The organism is Pseudomonas sp. PS01298 (assembly GCF_029959745.1).
In the GTDB taxonomy this organism is placed as follows: domain Bacteria; phylum Pseudomonadota; class Gammaproteobacteria; order Pseudomonadales; family Pseudomonadaceae; genus Aquipseudomonas; species Aquipseudomonas aylmerensis.
The window spans coordinates 23,523-42,980 of record NZ_JASCPP010000021.1 but is presented as its reverse complement, the minus strand read 5'-3'; the positions used below and the strand labels follow the sequence as shown (position 1 = coordinate 42,980).

Genomic DNA, 19,458 nt, shown 5'->3' with positions numbered 1-19,458 from the left:
AGGGGGATTGGCAGGCAAAGACACGCGCAGGAGCCGGCTTGCCGGCGATGGCGTGGGAAAGATCTCGCGAACGCCACCACCAGCAGGGCGTTAATAGATCAGGCTGAGGCCTGCCAGGTCCAGGCGTTGCACTTGCAATTCCTGGGTCAGGGTACCGAGGGCGGTGTCGAGCATGTCGAGGCGGAAGACCCCGCTGACTTCGCGATCGCCCAGGTCCGCACTGGTCAACACCACGCGCCCCGGGCGGTAGCGGTTGAGTTGTTCGATGACTTTGGCCAAGGGCTGGCGATCAAAGATCAACACGCCGCGACGCCAACTGGTGGCGCGCTCCACATCGAACTGATCCAGGCGCACGATGCCTTCCTGAGGGCTGTAGCGCGCGGCCTGGCCTTCCTGGAGCACACGGTCGCTGGGGCCTTTTTTCGGTGAGGCTTGCAAGGACACCGCAACGCTGTGCTGCAACACGCCCACCCAGGCCTGGCTGCTTTCCTCGCGGTCCACCACAAACCGCGTACCCAGCGCGCGCGTCTGCCCGCCGGCGCTTTGCACCACGAATGGCCGAGTCTCCTTGCCGACCATCGGCGCCACATCGAAGATCGCCGAGCCCTGGAGCAGGCTGATGCGCCGTTGCACGCCGTCGTAATCCAGGCGAATCGCACTGGCGGAATCCAGCTCCACCGTGCTGCCATCGGCCAGGTGCACGGTGCGCACCTCGCCTTTCTGGGTGACATAGTCGGCCTGCAGGCGTAGCCAGGCATCCGGCCCGCGCACCCAGCCGACACCCGCCGCCATCACGACCAGCGCGACGGCCGCCGCCCGCTGCCACGGCCTTCGCCGCGCCGAGCGGCGCACCGGCAGCAGCGCCGCAGGGGGCCTTTGGCGGTGTACCGCCTCATCCTTATGCACCTCGCCCAACGCAGCCCAAGTCTGCTCGGCAAAGCGCAGCGCGGCTTCGTGGCGACTGTCACAGGCGATCCAATGGCGCAGCTCGGCCTGCTCCTGGGCGGTCAGGGCACCGGCGTGCAGGCGCACCGCCCACTCGGCGGCCACCTCGGTAATGCTGTGCTGTTGCGGACCCTGGCTATTCACGTGTGAATCTCGAATTTTTCGTTATATAACGCTGTGACGACTGACCTGGCGTTTTTCGGTAATTCATTCGTCGGATGGCGCCACCTCGCCGTCCTGCAGGCGCTGCATTACGTAGGCCAAGGCCTTGGCCAGATGCTTTTGCACGGAGCTGTCGGAGATGTCCAGGTGCCGGGCAACCTGGGCGTGGGTCATGCCCTCGATGCGGTTCAGGCGGAAAATCTGTTGGGTGCGCTCCGGCAACTCCGCCAGTGCCTGCTTCAATGCCTGTCGCTGTTGCTGCGCCATTGCCTGAGCCTCCAACCCGGCCACTTCATCTTCAATCTCGGCCAGCGCCTCGTGGGGCACGGAGTCTGTCTTGCGCCGCGCTTCCTGGCGAATATGGTCGATCAGCAGATTGCTCGCCGTTCGATAGAGATAGCCCTGGGAGTTGTCGATGCGCTCGCCGGCCGGCTTTTCCGCCAGGCGCAGGAAGCTCTCCTGCACCAGGTCCGCGGCCAACTGCGGGTCCCGTACCTTGCGCGCCAGATACCCGCGCAGGGTATCGGCGTGCTTGAGAAACAGGCCTTTGAGATCCACGTCCGACAAACCGACTCCCTGGAATGTTAAGGAAACAGGCGGGCATCTTAAGCGTTGTCGAGAATGATTTTCAATTGAAATCTAATCTGATCCTTCGCGTCTCAAGGTCTGATTAACGGTTCGGTAATCGAACACATCCGCTGCCATCAATTGACCAAATTAACCATCCAGTACATTTTATCCGCACAACTAACAATAAGTGTGGAGACACCCCTTATGCCGCCCATCGTGCTGGTGCTCAACGGCCCCAACCTCAACCTGCTCGGCACCCGCGAGCCGACCACCTACGGCCATGAAACCCTCGCCGATGTCGCCGCCCTGTGCGGCCGCAGCGCTGAGCAACTGGGGCTGAAAATCGAATTTCGCCAGACCAACCACGAAGGCGAGCTGCTGGACTGGATCCACGGCGCCCGCGCCCGCTGCGCCGGGATCGTGATCAACCCGGCAGCCTGGACCCACACGTCAGTGGCGATTCGCGACGCGCTGGTGGCCAGTGAAGTACCGGTGATCGAAGTGCATTTATCCAACGTGCATGCACGCGAGGCGTTTCGGCATCACTCGTTTGTGTCGCCTATCGCCAAGGCCGTGCTTGCCGGGTTCGGCAGCCATGGCTACCACTTGGCCCTGGAGCATTTCAGCCAGTTGCTGAAGGGATCGACGCAATGAAACCGCGCATTCTCGCCGGCCTGATCGGCGCCGGCATCCAGGCTTCCCGTACGCCGGCCCTGCATGAGCACGAAGGTGACGCCCAAGGCTTGCGCTACCTGTATCGGCTGATCGACCTGGAACCGCTGAAGCTGGACCTCAACGCCCTCCCCGACTTGCTCGATGCCGCCGAGCTGATGCACTTCACCGGCCTGAACATTACCTACCCGTGCAAGCAGGCGATCCTGCCCTTGCTCGATGAATTATCCGACGAGGCCCGCGGCATTGGGGCGGTCAATACGGTGGTGTTCAAGGACGGCAAACGCATCGGCCACAACACCGACTGCCTGGGCTTTGCCGAAGGGTTTCGGCGAAACCTGAGTGATGTTGCCCGCCAGCGCGTAGTGCAAATGGGCGCCGGCGGCGCGGGCGCGGCAGTGGCCCACGCACTGCTGGCCGAAGGCGTGGAGCAATTGAGTGTGTTCGATGTGGACGCCCGCCGCGCCCGCGACCTTGTGGATAACCTCACGCAGCGCTTCGGCGCCGGTCGCGCCCAAGTCGGCAATCACCTGGAAAACGCCATGGCCGAAGCGGATGGCCTGGTCAACACCACGCCCATGGGCATGGCCAAGCTACCGGGCACACCGGTGCCCGCTGCGCTGTTGCGAGCGCAACTGTGGGTGGCGGAAATTGTGTATTTCCCCCTGGAAACCGAGCTGCTGCGCGACGCCCGCGCCTTGGGTTGCCGCACCCTGGATGGCGGCAACATGGCAGTGTTTCAAGCGGTCAAGGCGTTTGAATTGTTCAGCGGCGAGGTGCCGGATGCGCAGCGCATGCTGGCGCACTTTCAGCGCATGAATAGCTGACTGTCGAAACACGATCAACTGTAGGAGCCGGCTTGCCGGGGATAGCGGTTTGCCAGCCGATCGCTGTCTACCCGACACACCGCCATCGCGGGCAAGCCCGGCTCCCACAGTTTTGATCGCTGTTTGGGCTTGGGATTCGGGGTGCTGCGCCGGCATCTGAGCGGGAGGCACAACTCGGCTCTAACCTTGAAATACATCCCAAATGTGGGAGCGGGCTTGCTCGCGAAGGCGCCAGATCAGCCACTCTCTTCAGCGACTGACCCACCGCTTTCGCGAGCAAACCCGCTCCCACAGTTTTGATCGCTGTTCGGGCTGGGGATTCGGGGTGCTGCGGCATTTGAGCGGGCGGTACAACTCGGTTCCAACCTTGAAATACATCCCAAATGTGGGAGCGGGCTTGCCCGCGAAGGCGCCAGATCAGTCACCTCCTGCTGCGACTGACCCACCGCTTTCGCGAGCAAGCCCGCTCCCACAGTTTTGATCGCTGTTTGGGCTGGGATTCGGGGTGCTGCGGCATTTGAGCAGGCGGCACAACCCAATTCCAACCTTGAAATACATCCCAAAGGTGGGAGCGGGCTTGCTCGCGAATGCGCTAGACCAGCCACCCTCTTCAGCGACTGACCCACCGCTTTCGCGAGCAAGCCCGCTCCCACAGTCTTGATCGCTGTTCTGACTTGGGATTCGAGGTGCTGCGGCATTTGAGCAGGCGGCACAACCCGATTCCAACCTTGTAATACATCCCAAAGGTGGGAGCGGGCTTGCTCGCGAAGGCGCCAGATCAGCCACCCTCTTCAGCGACTGACCCACCGCTTTCGCGAGCAAGCCCACAGGGACTGCATTCCTTCCCGAATATCGCGCGTATTCAGGCCTGCAAGTACCGCATCACCGAATCGCAAATCATCTCGCGATGCCGCTGCTTGATCGCCTCATCCGACAGCTCGATCTGAAAAATCTCACTGAACGTATGGCGGTTGGACACGCGGTAAAAGCTGAATGAGTTGATCAGCAAATGCACGTCCAGCGGGTTCAGCCCTTGGCGGAACACGCCCAACTCAGCCCCGCGCTGCAAGGTGGCGCCCAGCCCTTCGAGGATGTTGCTGTTCATCGCCTTGATCGAATCGGAGCGCTTCACGTATTCGGCGTTGTTGATGTTTTCGATGCTGACGATGCGCACGAAATCCACGTTCTGGTCGTGGTGATCAAAGGTGAACTCCACCAGTCGGCGGATTGCTTCGCGCGGTTCCAGCGCGGTGAGGTTCATCCGCGTTTCGGTGTTGCGGATATCGCCGTAGAGCTTCTCCAGCACCTCGACGTACAACTGCTCCTTGCTGCCGAAGTAGTAATAGATCATGCGTTTGGAGGTGTGGATGCGCTCGGCGATCGCATCCACGCGAGCGCCGGACAGGCCCTGCTGGACAAACTCGACGATGGCTTCCTGGAGAATGTTTTCGCGGGTCTTTTCCGGATTGTTCTTGCGACTCTTGCGCGGTGCGTCTGACACCGCGGGGAGTTCGGGACTCGAGGTCATGGTGCGCTCACGGCCATTGTTATGCAGGCGGTGATTATGGGCCGCGGCGCTCCCCGAAGGAAGCACCTGGCCCGCCGTCATAAGCGTGCCTGACGCACTGCACCGCTGCGCGATTTGGCCATCGCCGCCAGGCGCACCGCCACGTTGGCCGCGCCATAGCCGGCATAGCCGTTCTTGCGCTGGATGATCTCGAAGAAAAACCGTCCCTCGAACGGTTCGGTGTACACGTGAAACAACTCACCGCCCTGCGCGTCGCGGTCGTACAGCACGTTGTAGTACGCCAGCTCGCTGAGGAACTCGTCGTCAAAATCGAAACGCGCGGCGAGGTCGTCGTAATAGTTCAGCGGAATATCCAGCAGCGGCACCCCGGCCTCTTTCGCGCGGCGTACCTCGGCGAAAATGTCCGCACAGTCGAAGGCAATGTGGTGCACGCCTGAGCCGCGATAGCTCGACAGGGCGTGGGAAATCGCGGTATTGCGGTTCTCGGAGATATTCAGCGGCAGGCGAATCGAGCTGCAGCGGCTGCGCAGTGCGCGACTTTTCACCAGGCCATACGGGTCGGGCAGCACTACTTCGTCATCGGCTTCGAAATCCAGCAGGCTCTTGTAGAACAGCACCCAACTGTCGAGGCTGTCGGCCGGCAGCGCCATGGCCATATGGTCGATGCGCAACAAGCCACCGCTGGCGGCAGTGGCCGGTTGCAGGTTGAAGTCGGTGTCGTAGAGACCGCCCTCGCTCGGGTCCACCAGGTAAATCAGGCTGCCATCCGGCGCGCGCACGGCGGCCAGTTCCAGCTCGTTCGGGCCCACGAGGCCGCGATAGGGCTGGCCCTTGTAGGCCACTGCCCGCTGCAGGGCCTTGGCGCTGTCCTTGACCCGAATCGCCGTGGCACACAACGACGGTCCATGGGCTTCGAAAAAGTTATGCGCGAAGGAATACGGCTCGCAGTTGAGGATCAGGTTGATATCGCCCTGGCGCAACAGGCTGACACTCTTGGACCGGTGCTGGCCGGCCTTGACGAAACCCAGGCGCTCCAGCCAGTGAGTCAGCTTGGCGCCGAGGCTTTCATCCACCGCAAACTCGAGGAACTCGATGCCGTCGTATTCGCTGGCCGCCGGGGTTTCGAAAAGGATCTCCACCGGCACCGCAGGTTGCTCCTGCGCCAGGCGCTGGCGGGTCTTCTCCTCCAGGTACAGCAGCGACCGCAAGCCATCCGCCGCATTCGCACGAGTGGGCGCGGCGCGGAAGCCGTCGTTGAAAATCTCCAGGGACAACGGCCCGGTGTAGCCGCTTTTTATGACCGGTGCGAGAAACCCCGCCAGGTCGAATTCGCCTTGGCCGGGGAAGCAGCGGAAATGCCGGCTCCACTCCAGCACGTCCATGGCCAGGATCGGCGCGTCGGCCATCTGTACAAAGAAAATCTTGTCGCCGGGAATCTCGGCGATGCCACTCGGGTCGCCCTTCAGCGACAAGGTGTGAAAGCTGTCGAGCAATACGCCGAGGCTGGGGTGATCAATCTGGCGGACCAGGTTCCACACCTGCTGCCAGGTGTTCACGTGCTTGCCCCAGGCCAGCGCTTCATAGCCGATGCGCAAGCCACGCCGGCCAGCGTGTTCGGCCAGCAGGCTCAAGTCATCCAGCAGGATGCGTTCATCGCCGACGCAATCGGCCGAGGCGTTGCTGCACACCAGCACCAGGTCGGTGCCCAGTTCCTGCATCAAGTCGAATTTGCGCTCGGCGCGCTCCAGGTTGCGCGCCAGGCGGTCGCGGCGGCAGCCTTCAAAGTCGCGAAAGGGCTGGAACAGGGTGATGGCAATGCCCAGGTCGGCACACATTTGCCTAACTTCCCGAGGACTGCCGTCGTAATACAGCAGATCGTTTTCGAAGATTTCTACGCCATCAAACCCGGCAGCCGCGATGGCTTCGAGTTTTTCCGGCAGGGTTCCGCTCAAGGAAACGGTGGCAATAGAGCGTTGCATGGGGCGACTCCCGGCATTTGAGGCTCGTCTTATTTACGGCAAATTATTCGCCGCTAAACTGTTCACAGCAATTGAAATGTACGAACCGGTTAGTTTTCAGTGCGATTATCGAACACAATGGCTGTTGACGAATTGACGATTTTTTAACCGCTGCGCACCATCGATTCCGTATCAAGACCCAGAACACACCATAAAAATTTCAAAAAACGGGTACGACCTCATGCCTTCGCAAAACTCCGTCCTGGCCGCGCGCCCGGGCAACCCGCACGCCGGCATCGGCGACAAGATTCGCGGCGCCCTGGCCGTGGGTAAAACTCGCTGGGGCATGCTGGCCCTGGTGTTCTTCGCCACCACCCTCAACTACATTGATCGCGCCGCCCTGGGCGTGATGCAGCCAATCCTCGCCAAGGAGATGAGCTGGACGGCGATGGACTACGCCAACATCAACTTCTGGTTCCAGGTCGGCTACGCCATCGGCTTTGTGCTGCAAGGGCGCTTGATCGACCGCGTCGGCGTGAAGCGCGTGTTCTTCTGCGCGGTGCTGCTGTGGAGCCTGGCCACCGGCGCCCACGGCCTGGCGACCTCGGCCGTCGGCTTTATGGTCTGCCGCTTTATCCTCGGGCTGACCGAAGCCGCCAACTACCCGGCCTGCGTCAAGACCACCCGCCTGTGGTTCCCGGCCGGCGAGCGCGCGGTGGCCACCGGCATCTTCAACGCCGGCACCAACGTCGGCGCGATGATGACGCCGATGCTGCTGCCGTTGATCCTGCACGTGTGGGGCTGGCAGGCGGCGTTCCTGTGCATGTCGGCACTCGGCGGGATCTGGCTGCTGTTCTGGGGCTTGAAGTACTACAACCCGGAAGACCATCCGACGGTTAAACAGTCCGAATTGGACTACGTGCAACAGGAAGTCGAACCGGAACAACCGCGCGTACCGTTCAGCCGCATCCTGCGCATGCGCGGCACCTGGGCCTTCGCCCTCGCCTACTCGATGACCGCGCCGGTGTTCTGGTTCTACCTGTATTGGCTGCCGCCGTTCCTGAACCAGCAATACAACCTGGGCATCAACGTGACGCAGATGGGCATCCCGCTGATCATCATCTATTTGACCGCCGACTTCGGCAGTGTGGGTGGGGGGATTCTCTCGTCGTTCCTGATCGGCCGTGGGATGAACTCGATCAAGGCGCGGTTGCTGTCGATGCTGCTGTTTGCCTGCTGCATCGTCGGCGTGATCATGGCGGCCGGCTCCAGCCAGCTGTGGGTCGCGGTGTTTGCCATCTCCCTGGCCATCGGCGCGCATCAGGCCTGGACCGCGAATATCTGGAGCCTGGTGATGGACTACACGCCCAAGCACATGATGAGCACGGTGTTCGGCTTTGGCGGGATGTGCGCGGCCATCGGCGGCATGTTCATGACCCAGATCGTCGGGCATATCCTCACGGTCACCAACAACAACTACACGGTGTTGTTCACCCTGATCCCGGCGATGTACTTCATTGCACTGGCCTGGATGTACTTCATGGCGCCGCGCAAGATTCCCACCGTAGACGTCTGATCACCTGCGCCGCTGCTGCCAGGCAGCGGCCAACCCGCTCATGCAGATCACCCCGATGCCGACCACCGTGGTCACGTCGGGGGTATGGCTGAACACCAGCCAGCCCAACAACCCCGCAAAGACGATCTGGCAATAGCCGAACGGCGCCAGCAAGGCCGGCGCCGCAAAGCGGAACGCCTGGGTCAGCATCAAGTGGGCGGTCATCCCGCAGGTGCCCAGCGCCAGCATCAACGCACCATGCCACAGCGTCGGAACCTGCCAGAAGAACGGCACCAGCGCACTCATCACCAGGGTATTGCACAGCCCGGCAAAAAAGTTGCTGGTGGTGGGCGTGTCGTATTGGCTGAGGATGCGCGTAAGCAATTGGTAGAAGCAGAAGAACAGCGCCGAACACAGCGGCAGCAGCACCGCCGGGGTGAACAGCTCGCCACCGGGATGGATGATGATCAGTACCCCGACAAACCCGCAGATCACCGCCAGCCACTGGCCTCGGGTCACGTGCTCGCCGAGCAGCGGCACCGAGAGTGCGGTCACCAGGATCGGCGCGAGGAAGTTCACCGCCGTGGCTTCCGCCAGCGGGATGTAATGCAGCGCCGCAGTGAAAAACAAACTCGTGCCCAACAGGCACAACGCCCGCACCACCTGCATCCCCGGCCGCTTGCTGCGCAGCACGCGCAAGCCGGATTGCGGCAGGAAAATCCCGGCCATCAACACGGTATGCACCAGGTAACGCGCCCACACCACCATCACGATCGGGTAGAACCCGGCCAGGTATTTGGACAACGCGTCGTGGCTGGAAAACAGGAACGTCGCCAGCACAATCAGCAGGATGCCTTTGAAAGGATGGTTGACGCCGGAAAGGGGGGTGCTGACAGTCATTGAATTCTCTTGCGTGGCGAGCTGAACGCGGTGGCACTCAACCCGGTAATCTAGCAGCCGGGCATGCGTCTGCCCGCAGAGCATAACCAAACACCGTGCGAACAGCGCACTAAATCACGGGATTCGAGTCCAACGCTGCACCTCAGTCCCAGCGTTGCACACTTTTTAACCAAGGCCTTGCTGCTATGAAGAAAACCCTCTTTATTCTTTCTGCCCTCGCCCTGCTGACCGCCTGCAACCAGGAGTCCAAGGAGGCACCCAAGCCTGCGCCACCGTCTGTGCAAGCCACGCTGGTGCCCGAAACCCCGCCCACCGATAAGTGGGTCGGCAAGTGGATCGGCGTCGAAGGCCTGAACCTGACCATCGCCAAGGACGACAGCGTCGGCCGTGGTCACTACATCCTCACCATGCAATACGGCCTCGACGCCGACGACTCCGGCACCTTCAAAGGTGAAGCCGCCGAAGACGGCATCGCCTTCACGCGCCCCGATGGTCCGCAACTGCTGCGCGCTGGCAACGGCGAGGCCACCGGGCTGAAATGGCTGGCGGAGAAAAAGGACTGCCTGGTGGTTGATAGCGGTGAAGGCTACTGCCGCGATTGAGCCGTCCAACCTGACACAACTTTCATCTGGCGCCCCTGCCAGCACGGGCTGAGAGCAGCGATACTACGCAGCTCTCGAACCTGTCGGACAGCCGGGCTGGCGCCATTCCCACGCACCAACAACACTGTTTCAGAGTTCATCGAGAGGATTGCCCCATGCTATGGAAAAAAGGCCGACGCAGCGACAACGTGGTGGATGCCCGCGATGACAGTGGCGGCGGCGGTGGCGGCATGCGGTTTGGTGGCGGCAAGGGCCTGAGCCTGACGGCAATTGTGCTGATCGTCGGCATCGGTTGGTTGACCGGCCAGGATCCGCTGCAGATCCTCGGCCAGTTGACTGGCCAGATGGAACAGGCGCCCTCCGTGAGCACGCAGCCACGCCAGGCACCGCCGGCCAACGACGAGCAAGCGGACTTTGTGCGCGCGGTGCTGGGTGATACCGAAGACACCTGGGCCCAGGTCTTTCAGGAAAATGGCCTGGCCTACAAGAATCCGAAACTGATTCTGTTCCGCGGTCGGGTGAATTCGGCCTGCGGTGGCGCCACCTCGGCCAGCGGCCCGTTCTATTGCCCGGCCGACCAACAGGTGTACCTGGACCTGGATTTCTTCCGGGAAATGTCGCAACGCTTCAAGGCCGCCGGTGATTTCGCCCAGGCCTACGTGATCGCCCACGAAGTCGGGCATCACGTGCAGACGCTGCTCGGCATCTCGGCCAAGATCCAGGCCGCGCGCCAGCAGGGCCGGCAACTGCAAGGCGATGGCGGCCTGCTGGTACGCCAGGAACTGCAGGCCGACTGTTTCGCCGGGGTCTGGGCCAACCGCGCGCAAAAGCGCCTGAACTGGCTGGAGCCGGGTGATATTGAAGAAGCACTGAATGCGGCCAACGCCATCGGCGATGACCGTTTGCAGCAACAGGGTCAAGGGCGCGTCGTGCCGGACTCGTTTACCCACGGGACCTCGGCGCAGCGGGTTCGCTGGTTCAAGACCGGCTTTGCCCAGGGCCAGATCACTCAATGCGACACTTTTACCGCCAAGAGTCTTTAGATGAATAAACGATTGGGATTGCTGCTGGGCTTGTTGATTACCTGTTCCTCATCCACCTGGGCCGCCGAGAAAGAACATGGGGTCAAGGTGGTCAGTCCCGATCGTTTTCACCTGGATGCCGGCGACCTCAGCCTGGGCTTGAGCCAGGACTGGCGCCAGCCACTGCCCCAGGTCACCCGCGCGCTGATCATCGTGCACGGCCGCCTGCGCAATGCGCAGACCTACCTGCAAAGCGGTGAAGACGCCGCCGAGCACGCGGGCCAGGCGACCAACACGCTGGTGATTGCGCCACAGTTTCTGAATGAGTCCGACATCAAGCGCAACCACCTGGACAACCAGGTGCTGCGCTGGAACGGCAACGACTGGATGGCCGGCGAGTCCTCCGTCGGCCCAGGCCAGGTCAGTTCCTACGGTGCCCTGGACCAGATCATCAAGCACCTGGGCAATCGCAAGCTGTTTCCGGCGCTGAAAGAGATCGTCGTCGCCGGCCATTCCGGCGGTGGTCAAGTGGTCCAGCGGTTTGCCCTGACCGGCCACGACCACCCGATGCTGCAGACCGAAGGCATCAGCCTGCGTTACGTGGTCGCCAACCCATCGTCCTATGCGTACTTCACGCCACAGCGTCCGGTGAAGTTCGACACCGCCAGTTGCCCAGGCTTCAACGACTGGAAATACGGCATGCAAAACCTGCCGGATTACGCCAAGGGCCAGAGCGCCGAGCAGCTTGAGCAGGCCTACGTGTCACGCAACATCACCTACCTGCTGGGCCAGCAGGACACCGACCCGAACCACCCGGCGCTGGATAAAAGCTGCGCCGCCGAGACCCAAGGCGCGTATCGCCTGATTCGCGGGCACAACTATTTTGACTACCTCAAGCAGCGGCACCCACAGTTGAGCCAGAAACTGGTGGAAGTGCCGGGCGTTGGGCATAACGGCGACGGCATGTTTACCTCGCCTGAAGGCCAGAAAGTACTCTTCCAATAACCCCACATCCCTGTAGGAACCGGCTTGCCGGCGATGGTGGTGGGTCAGCCAACCCTTCTATCGCCCATGCGGCCGCTTTCGCAGCCTCGCTAAAGCTCGACAACTCCCACAGGGGATCGCGGGGTGGGCTGTGAGATCTGTGGCGAGCGATTTTCTACCTGACAACCACGGTCAAAATGTGGGAGCTGGCTTGCCTGCGATGGCGTTGGGTCAGCCAACGCCTCTATCGCCCATGCGGCCGCTTTCGCAGCCTCGCTGGGGCTCGACAACTCCCACGGGGGATCGCGGGGCGGGCTGTGAGATCTGTGGCGAGCGATTTTCTACCTGACAACCACGGTCAAAATGTGGGAGCTGGCTTGCCTGCGAAAGCGGTGGACCAGCCAACCCCTCTATCGCCCATGCGGCCGCTTTCGCAGCCTCGCTGGGGCTCGACAACTCCCACAGGGGATCGCGGGGCTGCTTGTAAGATCTGTGGCGAGCCATTTTCTACCTGACAACCACAGTCAAAATGTGGGAGCTGGCTTGCCTGCGAAAGCGGTGGGCCAGTTGAAAACAGATCGACTGACACGCCGCCATCCCCGGCTCAAGCTGGCTTCAACAGGGCTCAGGGCTGGATCATTTGGCGCAGCACTGCACAGTCTGTGGCATGCCAATCTGCCAATTCCGGCCACGGGTTCTGCGGCAAGTTGACCAACACCGTGCGCGTGCCCGCTGCGCGGCCGCAGTCGAGGTCGAAGCGGTAATCGCCGACCATCACCATCTCGCTCGGTACCACATCCCAGGCTGCGGCCAGTTTCAGCAGGCCGCCTGGATCGGGCTTGGGCGGTGCATCATCGCGGCCCAGCACGTCGTCGACGGCAAAGCAGTCGGCCAGGCCAATCGCTTGCAGGGTGATATGCGCCAACTCCCGCGCATTGCGGGTAAGGATGCCGAGGCGATAACCGCGTCCCGCCAATTCCCGCACCAGCTCCACCGCACCCTCTGCTGCGACGGAACCCAGCGCCAGCTCGCGCTCATGCTCCAGCAACCAGGCATGCTTGGCCGCTGCCTCGTCGGCAGGCAATGCAGCCAGGTGAGTGAGGATGTCGTCCTCGGGCGGAATCTCCAGGGCCACGCGAATGGCCGCAAAGTCATGCACGGCCACCGTGAGGGTGCCGTCCATGTCGAATACCCAATGCTTAACGTCCGTCAGGCTCATGCCCAATCCTTGCGATGGCGAATCAACCCTTCCTGGGTCACGGAAGCCACCAATTGCCCGGCGCGGTTGTACACGCTGCCGCGCGAGAAACCCCGTGAGTTGCCGGCCCACGGGCTGTCCATGGCGTAGAGCAACCAGTCATCGGCACGCAGGTCGGCGTGGAACCACAGCGCGTGGTCAAGACTGGCGACTTGCATGTCTTTCTGCCAAACGGTCTTGCCGTGAGGCAGCAGCGAAGTGGTCAACAGGCCGAAGTCCGAGGCGTAGGCCAGCAAGTATTTGTGCAGCGCCGGCGCGTCAGCCAGGGCACCGTCGGCGCGAAACCACACGTACTTGACCGGGTCGGACGGCTGCGGGTTGAACGGGTCTTTCTCGGTCACCGGGCGCACTTCGATCGGCTTGGGGCACAGCAGCTTGTCGCGCATGTGCTCGGGGATCAGGTGCGCACGCTGCTGGGTCAGTTCCAACTCCGACGGCAGGTTTTCCGGACCGACCACAACGGGCATGGTGGTCTGGTGTTCGAAGCCTTGTTCGTCGTACTGGAACGAGGTGGTGCAGGTGAAGATCGGGTGGCCCTTCTGGATCGCGGTCACGCGGCGCGTGCTGAAACTGCCGCCGTCACGCACGCGGTCCACCGAATACACCACTGGCAATTTTGCATCGCCGGGGCGCAGGAAGTAGCCATGCAGTGAATGCACGTGCCGCGCTTCTTCGACCGTCTGGCTGGCGGCCGACAAGGACTGGCCGAGCACCTGGCCGCCGAACAGTTGGCGAAAACCCAGGTCCTGGCTGCGGCCGCGAAAGAGGTTTTCCTCGATCGGCTCCAGGGTCAGCAAGTCCACCAGATCTTCCAATACTTGGCTCATTCACACTCTCCTCAGAGCAATTCTTTTCTACTTGTAGGAGCCAGCTCCTACCCGTGCAGCGTGTCCAACCATTGGGCGCGGGTGATGCGGTACAAAACATGCGGGCACAGCGGGTCATCGGCTGCGACCTTGGGGTGTTCGAAATCTGCCAGCGGATCGTAATGCATACCGATGGCCTGCATGACTTTTTGTGATGGCAGATTGGCCTCCGTGGTGAAGGCGACAATTTCATCCAGCTGCAAGCGGTCGAACCCACAGCGCAATGCCGTCCACGCCGCCTCGCTGGCATAGCCCAGCCCCCAGTGCTCGCGCGCCAGGCGCCAGCCGATTTCCACCGCCGGGGTGAAAGCCGCCTCGAAGCTGACATTCTGCAACCCGGTCAGGCCAATGAATTCGCCAGTGTCCTTGCGCTGCAAGGCCCACAGGCCAAAGCCGTATTCGGCGAAATGGCCACGAATCCGCCCGATCAGCGCAGCGCTTTCCAGGTGGCTCAATTTGGCCGGGAAATAGCGCATCACCTGCGAGTCGGCGCACATGCGTGCAAAGTCCGGCAGGTCGCTGTCACGCCATGGGCGCATCAGCAGGCGTGCACTTTCGAGTTCGAGTATCGGCTCCATGGGTCCCCTCCCTTGCCATGTGCGTGAGTGTACAGCGCTGTTAAGATCCTTCGCAGATTCCTGTCAGAAAATCCCATGCCTTTGCCATTGATCTACCACGATGACTACAGCCCCGAGTTCCCGGCGGACCACCGGTTCCCGATGGACAAGTTCCGTCTGTTGCGTGACCACCTGGTGGCCAGCGGCCTGACCGAGGACAGCCAACTGCTGCGCCCGCAGCTGTGTCCGGCAGATATTCTCGCCCTGGCTCATGAACCGGGTTATATCGAACGCTACATGAGTGGCGAGTTGTCCCGCGAAGACCAGCGGCGCCTCGGTCTGCCCTGGAGCGAAGCCCTGGCCCGACGCACCGTGCGCGCGGTGGGCGGCTCGATCCTCGCGGCCGAGCAGGCACTCGAACATGGCCTTGCCTGCCACTTGGCGGGCGGCACCCATCACGCCCATTACGATTACCCGGCGGGCTTCTGCATCTTCAACGACCTGGCGGTGATCAGCCATTACCTGCTGTCCAGCGGCCGGGTCAACCGCGTGCTGATCTTCGACTGCGACGTGCATCAGGGCGACGGCACCGCCCGCATCCTCCACGACACCCCGGATGCCATCACCGTGTCGCTGCACTGCGAAAAGAACTTCCCGGCGCGCAAGGCCCAGAGCGATTGGGACATTCCACTGCCCATGGGCATGGGCGATGCCGACTACCTCAAGGTGGTCGATGACGCCCTCAACTACCTGCTGCCGCTGTACCAACCCGACCTGGTGCTGTACGACGCCGGCGTCGATGTGCATAAGGACGACGCCCTCGGTTACCTCAAGCTGACAGACACCGGCGTCGCCGCCCGCGATGAAGCCGTGATGCGCCACTGCCTGGGCCGCGACATCCCGGTGATGGGCGTGATCGGCGGCGGCTACAGCAAAGACCGCCCTGCCCTGGCGCGTCGTCACGGCATCCTGCATCACAGCGCACAACGGGTATGGACGTCATCAGGCTGTCATTGAAGTGTGAGCGTTACCCACAATGCCTGTGGAACGGCCTGTGGATAAGTTGAGCGTAAGCGTCTGAAAGCTAACCCACGCATGGCGTGTAGGAAACTGTACGTTTTCTGATCAGACATGCGGGGGTTCCTTGTGGTGAGAGGGCTTGCCCCGCGTTGGGTTGCGTAGCAGCCCCTTTTTGGGGCGTCGCGTTCTGTCAGTTAGAACGGGGGTTTAGGGTTTGGGGCTGCTTCGCAGCCCAACGCGGGGCAAGCCCGCTCGCCACAGGAAGGGTGTTCACCACAGGAAGCGTGCTCGCCGATCACAACGATCCTTCCCCCCCACAATTGCGCGCCATTGCTTACAATGGGCGCCCTTTTGTTTTCACCAGGCCTGCTGATGTCCGCTACTGCTCCCTCCCACGTTGCCATTATCGGCGGCGGCCCCGCCGGGCTGATGGCCGCCGAAGTTTTGAGCCAGGCAGGCGTGCGGGTCGACCTGTATGACGGCATGCCCTCCGTGGGGCGCAAGTTCCTGCTGGCGGGCGTGGGCGGCATGAACATCACCCATTCGGAGGCGTACCCGGCGTTCCTGTCGCGTTACGCCGAGCGCGCGCCGCAGATGGCGCCGTTACTGCGCGCGTTTGGCGCCGAGGCGTTGTGCGAGTGGATTCACGGCCTGGGCATCCAGACCTTTGTCGGCACCTCCGGTCGCGTGTTTCCGACCGACATGAAAGCCGCACCGCTGCTGCGTGCGTGGCTCAAGCGCCTGCGTGACCAGGGCGTGGTTATCCACACCCGCCATCGCTGGCTCGGCTGGAATGCCGAGGGCGACTTACTTATCCACAGCCCTGACGGCGAAAAAACTATCCACAGCGATGCCGTGCTACTGGCCCTGGGCGGCGGCAGCTGGTCGCGCCTGGGCTCCGATGGTGCGTGGCTCAAGTTGCTGGAAGACCGTGGCGTGCCCTACGCCCCGCTGCAATCGAGCAACTGCGGCTTCGAGGTGTTGGCCTGGAGCGATTTGATGGTAAGCAAATTCGCCGGCGCGCCGCTGAAAAACGTCGCTATCGGCGTGGCGGATGACAAGCCTCGACTGGGCGAGTGCGTGATCACCGCGACGGGCATCGAGGGCAGCCTGATCTACGCACTGTCGGCGCCGATTCGTGAAGCCATCAACCGTGACGGCGCGGCCACCGTGCATATCGATCTGCTGCCGAGCAAGCCGCTGGACAAGGTCCAGGCCGCCCTGGCCAAGCCACGTGGCTCGCGCTCGATGAGCAAGCATTTGCACAGTCAGTTGGGGTTGGATGGAGTGAAAGCGGCGCTGCTGCGCGAGCTGACCCCGGCCGAGCACTTTCATGATCCGGCGCAGTTGGCGGTTGATATCAAGGCGCTGCCACTGACCCTGGTGAAAACCCGGCCGATGGACGAGGCGATCAGCACCGCCGGTGGCGTGCCGTTCGAGGCGTTGGATGAGCGGTTGATGCTCAAGCAATTGCCGGGGGTGTTTTGCGCAGGGGAGATGCTCGACTGGGAAGCGCCGACCGGCGGGTATTTGCTGACGGGGTGTTTTGCCAGCGGACGAGCAGCCGGGCGCGGGATGTTGGAGTGGCTTGTGGCGAGCGGGCTTGCCCCGCGTTAGGCTGCGAAGCAGCCCCAATAAACCCGCAGGGTTTTAACAGATAAACCGCGCTTGCAGGTTTTAGGGCCGCTTCGCGGCCCAACGCGGGGCGAGCCCGCTCACCACAAAGGTCAGTTACTTCTTCTTACGCGGCCCGGTATTAAAAACCGGGACCTTGCGCACCGGCTTGATCGACGGCTCCGCCGGCGCCACCTCACCACTGTCCACCCACTTGCCGAGGTTGCGCTTGCCGCCACCACCGGAAGTCTTGGGCTTCTTCGGTTTTTTCGGTTTCTTCACTACCTGCCCGCTGGCATCGGTGTCCGGCACGCGGTGTTCCGGTTCGAAATCCGGCTCCATCTTGCGGGTCAAGGTCTGACGGGTCAGCATCTCGATGGCCGACAGCATGTTCACTTCATCAGCGCACACCAGCGAAATCGCCTCGCCGGTGTTGCCCGCACGGCCGGTACGGCCAATGCGGTGGATGTAATCCTCGGCCACGATCGGCAGGTCGAAGTTGACCACCAGCGGCAGGTCTTCGATGTCCAGGCCACGGGCCGCAACGTCGGTGGCCACCAGGATCTGCACTTCGCTGGATTTGAAACGGTCCAGCGCGCGTTGGCGGGTCGCTTGGGGTTTATCACCATGGATGCCGTCGGCATTGATGCCCAGGCCCTGCAACTTATCCACCAGCGCATCCACGCCATTGCGGGTCTTGGCGAACACCAGCACCTGCTTCCAGCGGCCTTTGCGCATCAGGTGCACAAACAGCTCGGGCTTGCGCTTCTTGTCGACCGGCACCACCCATTGCTTCACGGTATTGGCGGCGACGTTGCGCGGGCTGACCTCGATGCTCAGCGGGTCGTTGAGCATCTGCCCGGCCAGCACGCGGATGTCATCGGAGAAGGTCGCCGAGAACAGGAGTGTCTGGCGCTTCTTCGGCAGCATGCGGTAGATGTTCGCCAGTTCTTCGGAGAAGCCCAGGTCGAGCATGCGATCGGCTTCATCCAGCACCAGGGTCTGCAGCTGGTTGAGTTTCAGCGCGTTCTGGCGGAACAGGTCGATCAGCCGGCCCGGCGTGGCGACCAGGATGTCGACACCCTTGCGCAGCTTCATCATCTGCGGGTTGATGCTCACGCCGCCGTACACCGCGTAAGTGGTCAGCGGCAGGTGTTGGGCGTACTCGGCAACGCTGGCGTGAACCTGCTCGGCCAGTTCACGGGTCGGGCACAGGATCAGTGCGCGGGCCGAGTTGGCAGCGACTTTGGGCCCTTCCATTGTCAGCAATTGCAGGAGCGGCACGGCGAAACCGGCGGTCTTGCCGGTGCCGGTCTGGGCCGCAGCCATCAGGTCGCGACCGGCCAGCACCGCCGGAATGGCTTGCGCCTGCACCGGCGTCGGGGTCTGGTAGCCAAGCGTCTCAAGGGCGCGCAGCAAGGGTTCGATCAGGCCAAGTGTGGCGAAAGTCATGTGTTTACCGTAGGAAAAATTCAGCGCAAGGGCGTAATGCGCGGCAGTTTACCTTATTTCCGGCTTGGGCTTGCGCCACTGGGGCAGGCTGATCAACAGCACCGCGCTGATAATCACCAGCATCGCCAGGGCTTCTTCCAGGCCGATGGTCTCGCCGATGAACACGATCCCCAGCAACACCGCCACCGCCGGGTTGACGTAGGCATAGCTGGTCGCCGCCGCCGGACGCACATGCTTGAGCAGGTACATATAGGCGTTGAAGGCGATGATCGAGCCGAACACGGCCAGGTACGCCAGGGCCAGCCAGCCTTCCAGCGGCGGCATGGCTTGCAGGTGTTCACCGGTGAGCGCGCTGGCGATCAACAGCGTCACGCCGGCCACCAGCATTTCCGCCGCACTGGCCATTGCCCCCGGCGGCAACGGCAGACGCCGGCTCCACACCGAACCAAACGCCCACGACGCCGCTGCAAACAATAATAAAGCGGCGCCCATCGGGCTCGACTGCAATGTGCTACCCATGTTGAGCATGGCGATGCCGATCATCCCCAGGATTACGCCCGCCCATTCCAGGCGGGTATTACGCGCGCCCCAGAAATAACCGCACAGCAAGGTGAACAGCGGCACGGTCGCCACCGCCAGCGCCGCCACACCGGACGAGACGCCGGTGTGCTCGGCCACACTCACCGCGCCATTGCCGAAGGTCAGCAGCAAAATGCCGATCTTGGCAGCTGCTTTCCATTGCTCCCAGGTCGGCGCTGGCGCCCCGCGCCAACGCAAGAAGCCATACATCACCGCCCCCGCCACCAGGAAGCGAATCCCACCCAGCATCAGCGGCGGCCAGAATTCCACGCCGATGCGGATCACCAGGTAGGTGGAGCCCCAAATCACATACAACGCAAAAAAAGCGGCGATCAACGGTAAGGGAAAGCGACGTGGGCCTGGCATTGGGCAGCTCTATGGCAGAAA

Annotated in this window: 18 protein-coding genes; 8 read left to right on the top strand and 10 right to left on the bottom strand. The window is 62.4% G+C overall.

The window, feature by feature from the left end; translation table 11 throughout:
* Positions 1 to 90: 90 nt before the first annotated feature.
* Both QMX97_RS10705 and QMX97_RS10700 read right to left on the bottom strand, forming a co-directional pair.
* A complete protein-coding gene (locus QMX97_RS10705; protein ID WP_282396893.1) occupies positions 91 to 1,089 on the bottom strand; it encodes a FecR family protein in 999 nt (332 codons plus the stop codon).
* Between the two features lie 63 nt (positions 1,090 to 1,152).
* Complete coding sequence (locus QMX97_RS10700) at positions 1,153 to 1,674, bottom strand: RNA polymerase sigma factor (protein ID WP_028618031.1); 522 nt, start codon at positions 1,672 to 1,674, stop codon at positions 1,153 to 1,155.
* Between the two features lie 207 nt (positions 1,675 to 1,881).
* Between QMX97_RS10700 and aroQ the strand changes: the two genes are divergently transcribed.
* Together aroQ and QMX97_RS10690 are read left to right on the top strand one after the other, a co-directional pair.
* Positions 1,882 to 2,331, top strand: coding sequence for a type II 3-dehydroquinate dehydratase (gene aroQ / locus QMX97_RS10695; RefSeq protein ID WP_065910157.1), 450 nt, complete (start codon positions 1,882 to 1,884; stop codon positions 2,329 to 2,331).
* Complete coding sequence (locus tag QMX97_RS10690) at positions 2,328 to 3,176, top strand: shikimate dehydrogenase (RefSeq protein WP_282396892.1); 849 nt, start codon at positions 2,328 to 2,330, stop codon at positions 3,174 to 3,176. Before aroQ ends, QMX97_RS10690 begins: the two co-directional genes overlap by 4 nt.
* A gap of 862 nt (positions 3,177 to 4,038) precedes the next feature.
* Here QMX97_RS10690 and QMX97_RS10685 read toward each other — a convergent pair.
* Positions 4,039 to 4,704 (bottom strand): TetR/AcrR family transcriptional regulator, encoded by a 666-nt coding sequence (locus QMX97_RS10685; RefSeq protein ID WP_065910346.1) that lies wholly within the window; start codon positions 4,702 to 4,704, stop codon positions 4,039 to 4,041.
* 77 nt (positions 4,705 to 4,781) lie between these two features.
* Positions 4,782 to 6,683 (bottom strand): 3-dehydroshikimate dehydratase QuiC, encoded by a 1,902-nt coding sequence (gene quiC, locus QMX97_RS10680; RefSeq protein WP_282396891.1) that lies wholly within the window; start codon positions 6,681 to 6,683, stop codon positions 4,782 to 4,784.
* A gap of 220 nt (positions 6,684 to 6,903) precedes the next feature.
* Between quiC and QMX97_RS10675 the strand changes: the two genes are divergently transcribed.
* Positions 6,904 to 8,238: an MFS transporter gene (locus QMX97_RS10675; RefSeq protein ID WP_282396890.1), complete on the top strand. Its 1,335-nt coding sequence runs from the start codon at positions 6,904 to 6,906 to the stop codon at positions 8,236 to 8,238.
* On the opposite strand, the gene QMX97_RS10670 is transcribed toward QMX97_RS10675, so the two are convergent.
* On the bottom strand, positions 8,239 to 9,117 hold the full coding sequence (locus QMX97_RS10670; RefSeq protein WP_065910150.1) for a DMT family transporter: 879 nt from the start codon (positions 9,115 to 9,117) through the stop codon (positions 8,239 to 8,241).
* A 185-nt stretch (positions 9,118 to 9,302) separates the two neighbouring features.
* Here QMX97_RS10670 and QMX97_RS10665 point away from each other — a divergent pair, with 185 nt between their 5' ends.
* From QMX97_RS10665 to QMX97_RS10655, 3 genes are all read left to right on the top strand, one after another.
* Positions 9,303 to 9,719 carry a membrane lipoprotein lipid attachment site-containing protein gene (locus QMX97_RS10665; RefSeq protein ID WP_065910149.1) on the top strand — a complete coding sequence of 139 codons (417 nt, stop codon included), beginning with the start codon at positions 9,303 to 9,305 and terminating at the stop codon, positions 9,717 to 9,719.
* 155 nt (positions 9,720 to 9,874) lie between these two features.
* Entirely contained in the window at positions 9,875 to 10,762 is an 888-nt protein-coding gene (locus QMX97_RS10660; RefSeq protein ID WP_065910147.1) for a neutral zinc metallopeptidase, read from the top strand.
* Positions 10,763 to 11,746: an alpha/beta hydrolase gene (locus tag QMX97_RS10655; RefSeq protein WP_065910145.1), complete on the top strand. Its 984-nt coding sequence runs from the start codon at positions 10,763 to 10,765 to the stop codon at positions 11,744 to 11,746.
* 604 nt (positions 11,747 to 12,350) lie between these two features.
* On the opposite strand, the gene QMX97_RS10650 is transcribed toward QMX97_RS10655, so the two are convergent.
* The 3 genes from QMX97_RS10650 to QMX97_RS10640 are packed head-to-tail and all read right to left on the bottom strand — an operon-like array spanning position 12,351 to position 14,427.
* Entirely contained in the window at positions 12,351 to 12,944 is a 594-nt protein-coding gene (locus tag QMX97_RS10650; protein WP_282396889.1) for an HAD family hydrolase, read from the bottom strand.
* Positions 12,941 to 13,810 carry an acyl-CoA thioesterase II gene (gene tesB, locus QMX97_RS10645; protein ID WP_065910141.1) on the bottom strand — a complete coding sequence of 290 codons (870 nt, stop codon included), beginning with the start codon at positions 13,808 to 13,810 and terminating at the stop codon, positions 12,941 to 12,943. Before tesB ends, QMX97_RS10650 begins: the two co-directional genes overlap by 4 nt.
* A gap of 47 nt (positions 13,811 to 13,857) precedes the next feature.
* A complete protein-coding gene (locus QMX97_RS10640; protein ID WP_282396888.1) occupies positions 13,858 to 14,427 on the bottom strand; it encodes a GNAT family N-acetyltransferase in 570 nt (189 codons plus the stop codon).
* A 75-nt stretch (positions 14,428 to 14,502) separates the two neighbouring features.
* Here QMX97_RS10640 and QMX97_RS10635 point away from each other — a divergent pair, with 75 nt between their 5' ends.
* Together QMX97_RS10635 and QMX97_RS10630 are read left to right on the top strand one after the other, a co-directional pair.
* The gene (locus tag QMX97_RS10635) at positions 14,503 to 15,423 is read left to right on the top strand and encodes a histone deacetylase (protein ID WP_282396887.1); all 921 of its coding nucleotides are present in this window, start codon (positions 14,503 to 14,505) and stop codon (positions 15,421 to 15,423) included.
* Positions 15,424 to 15,798: 375 nt separating this feature from the next.
* Entirely contained in the window at positions 15,799 to 17,043 is a 1,245-nt protein-coding gene (locus QMX97_RS10630) for a TIGR03862 family flavoprotein (RefSeq protein WP_282396886.1), read from the top strand.
* 114 nt (positions 17,044 to 17,157) lie between these two features.
* Here QMX97_RS10630 and QMX97_RS10625 read toward each other — a convergent pair whose 3' ends face one another.
* On the bottom strand, positions 17,158 to 18,492 hold the full coding sequence (locus tag QMX97_RS10625) for a DEAD/DEAH box helicase (protein ID WP_065910135.1): 1,335 nt from the start codon (positions 18,490 to 18,492) through the stop codon (positions 17,158 to 17,160).
* Between the two features lie 48 nt (positions 18,493 to 18,540).
* On the bottom strand, positions 18,541 to 19,437 hold the full coding sequence (yedA, locus tag QMX97_RS10620; RefSeq protein ID WP_201145945.1) for a drug/metabolite exporter YedA: 897 nt from the start codon (positions 19,435 to 19,437) through the stop codon (positions 18,541 to 18,543).
* Between the last annotated feature and the right edge of the window lie 21 nt (positions 19,438 to 19,458).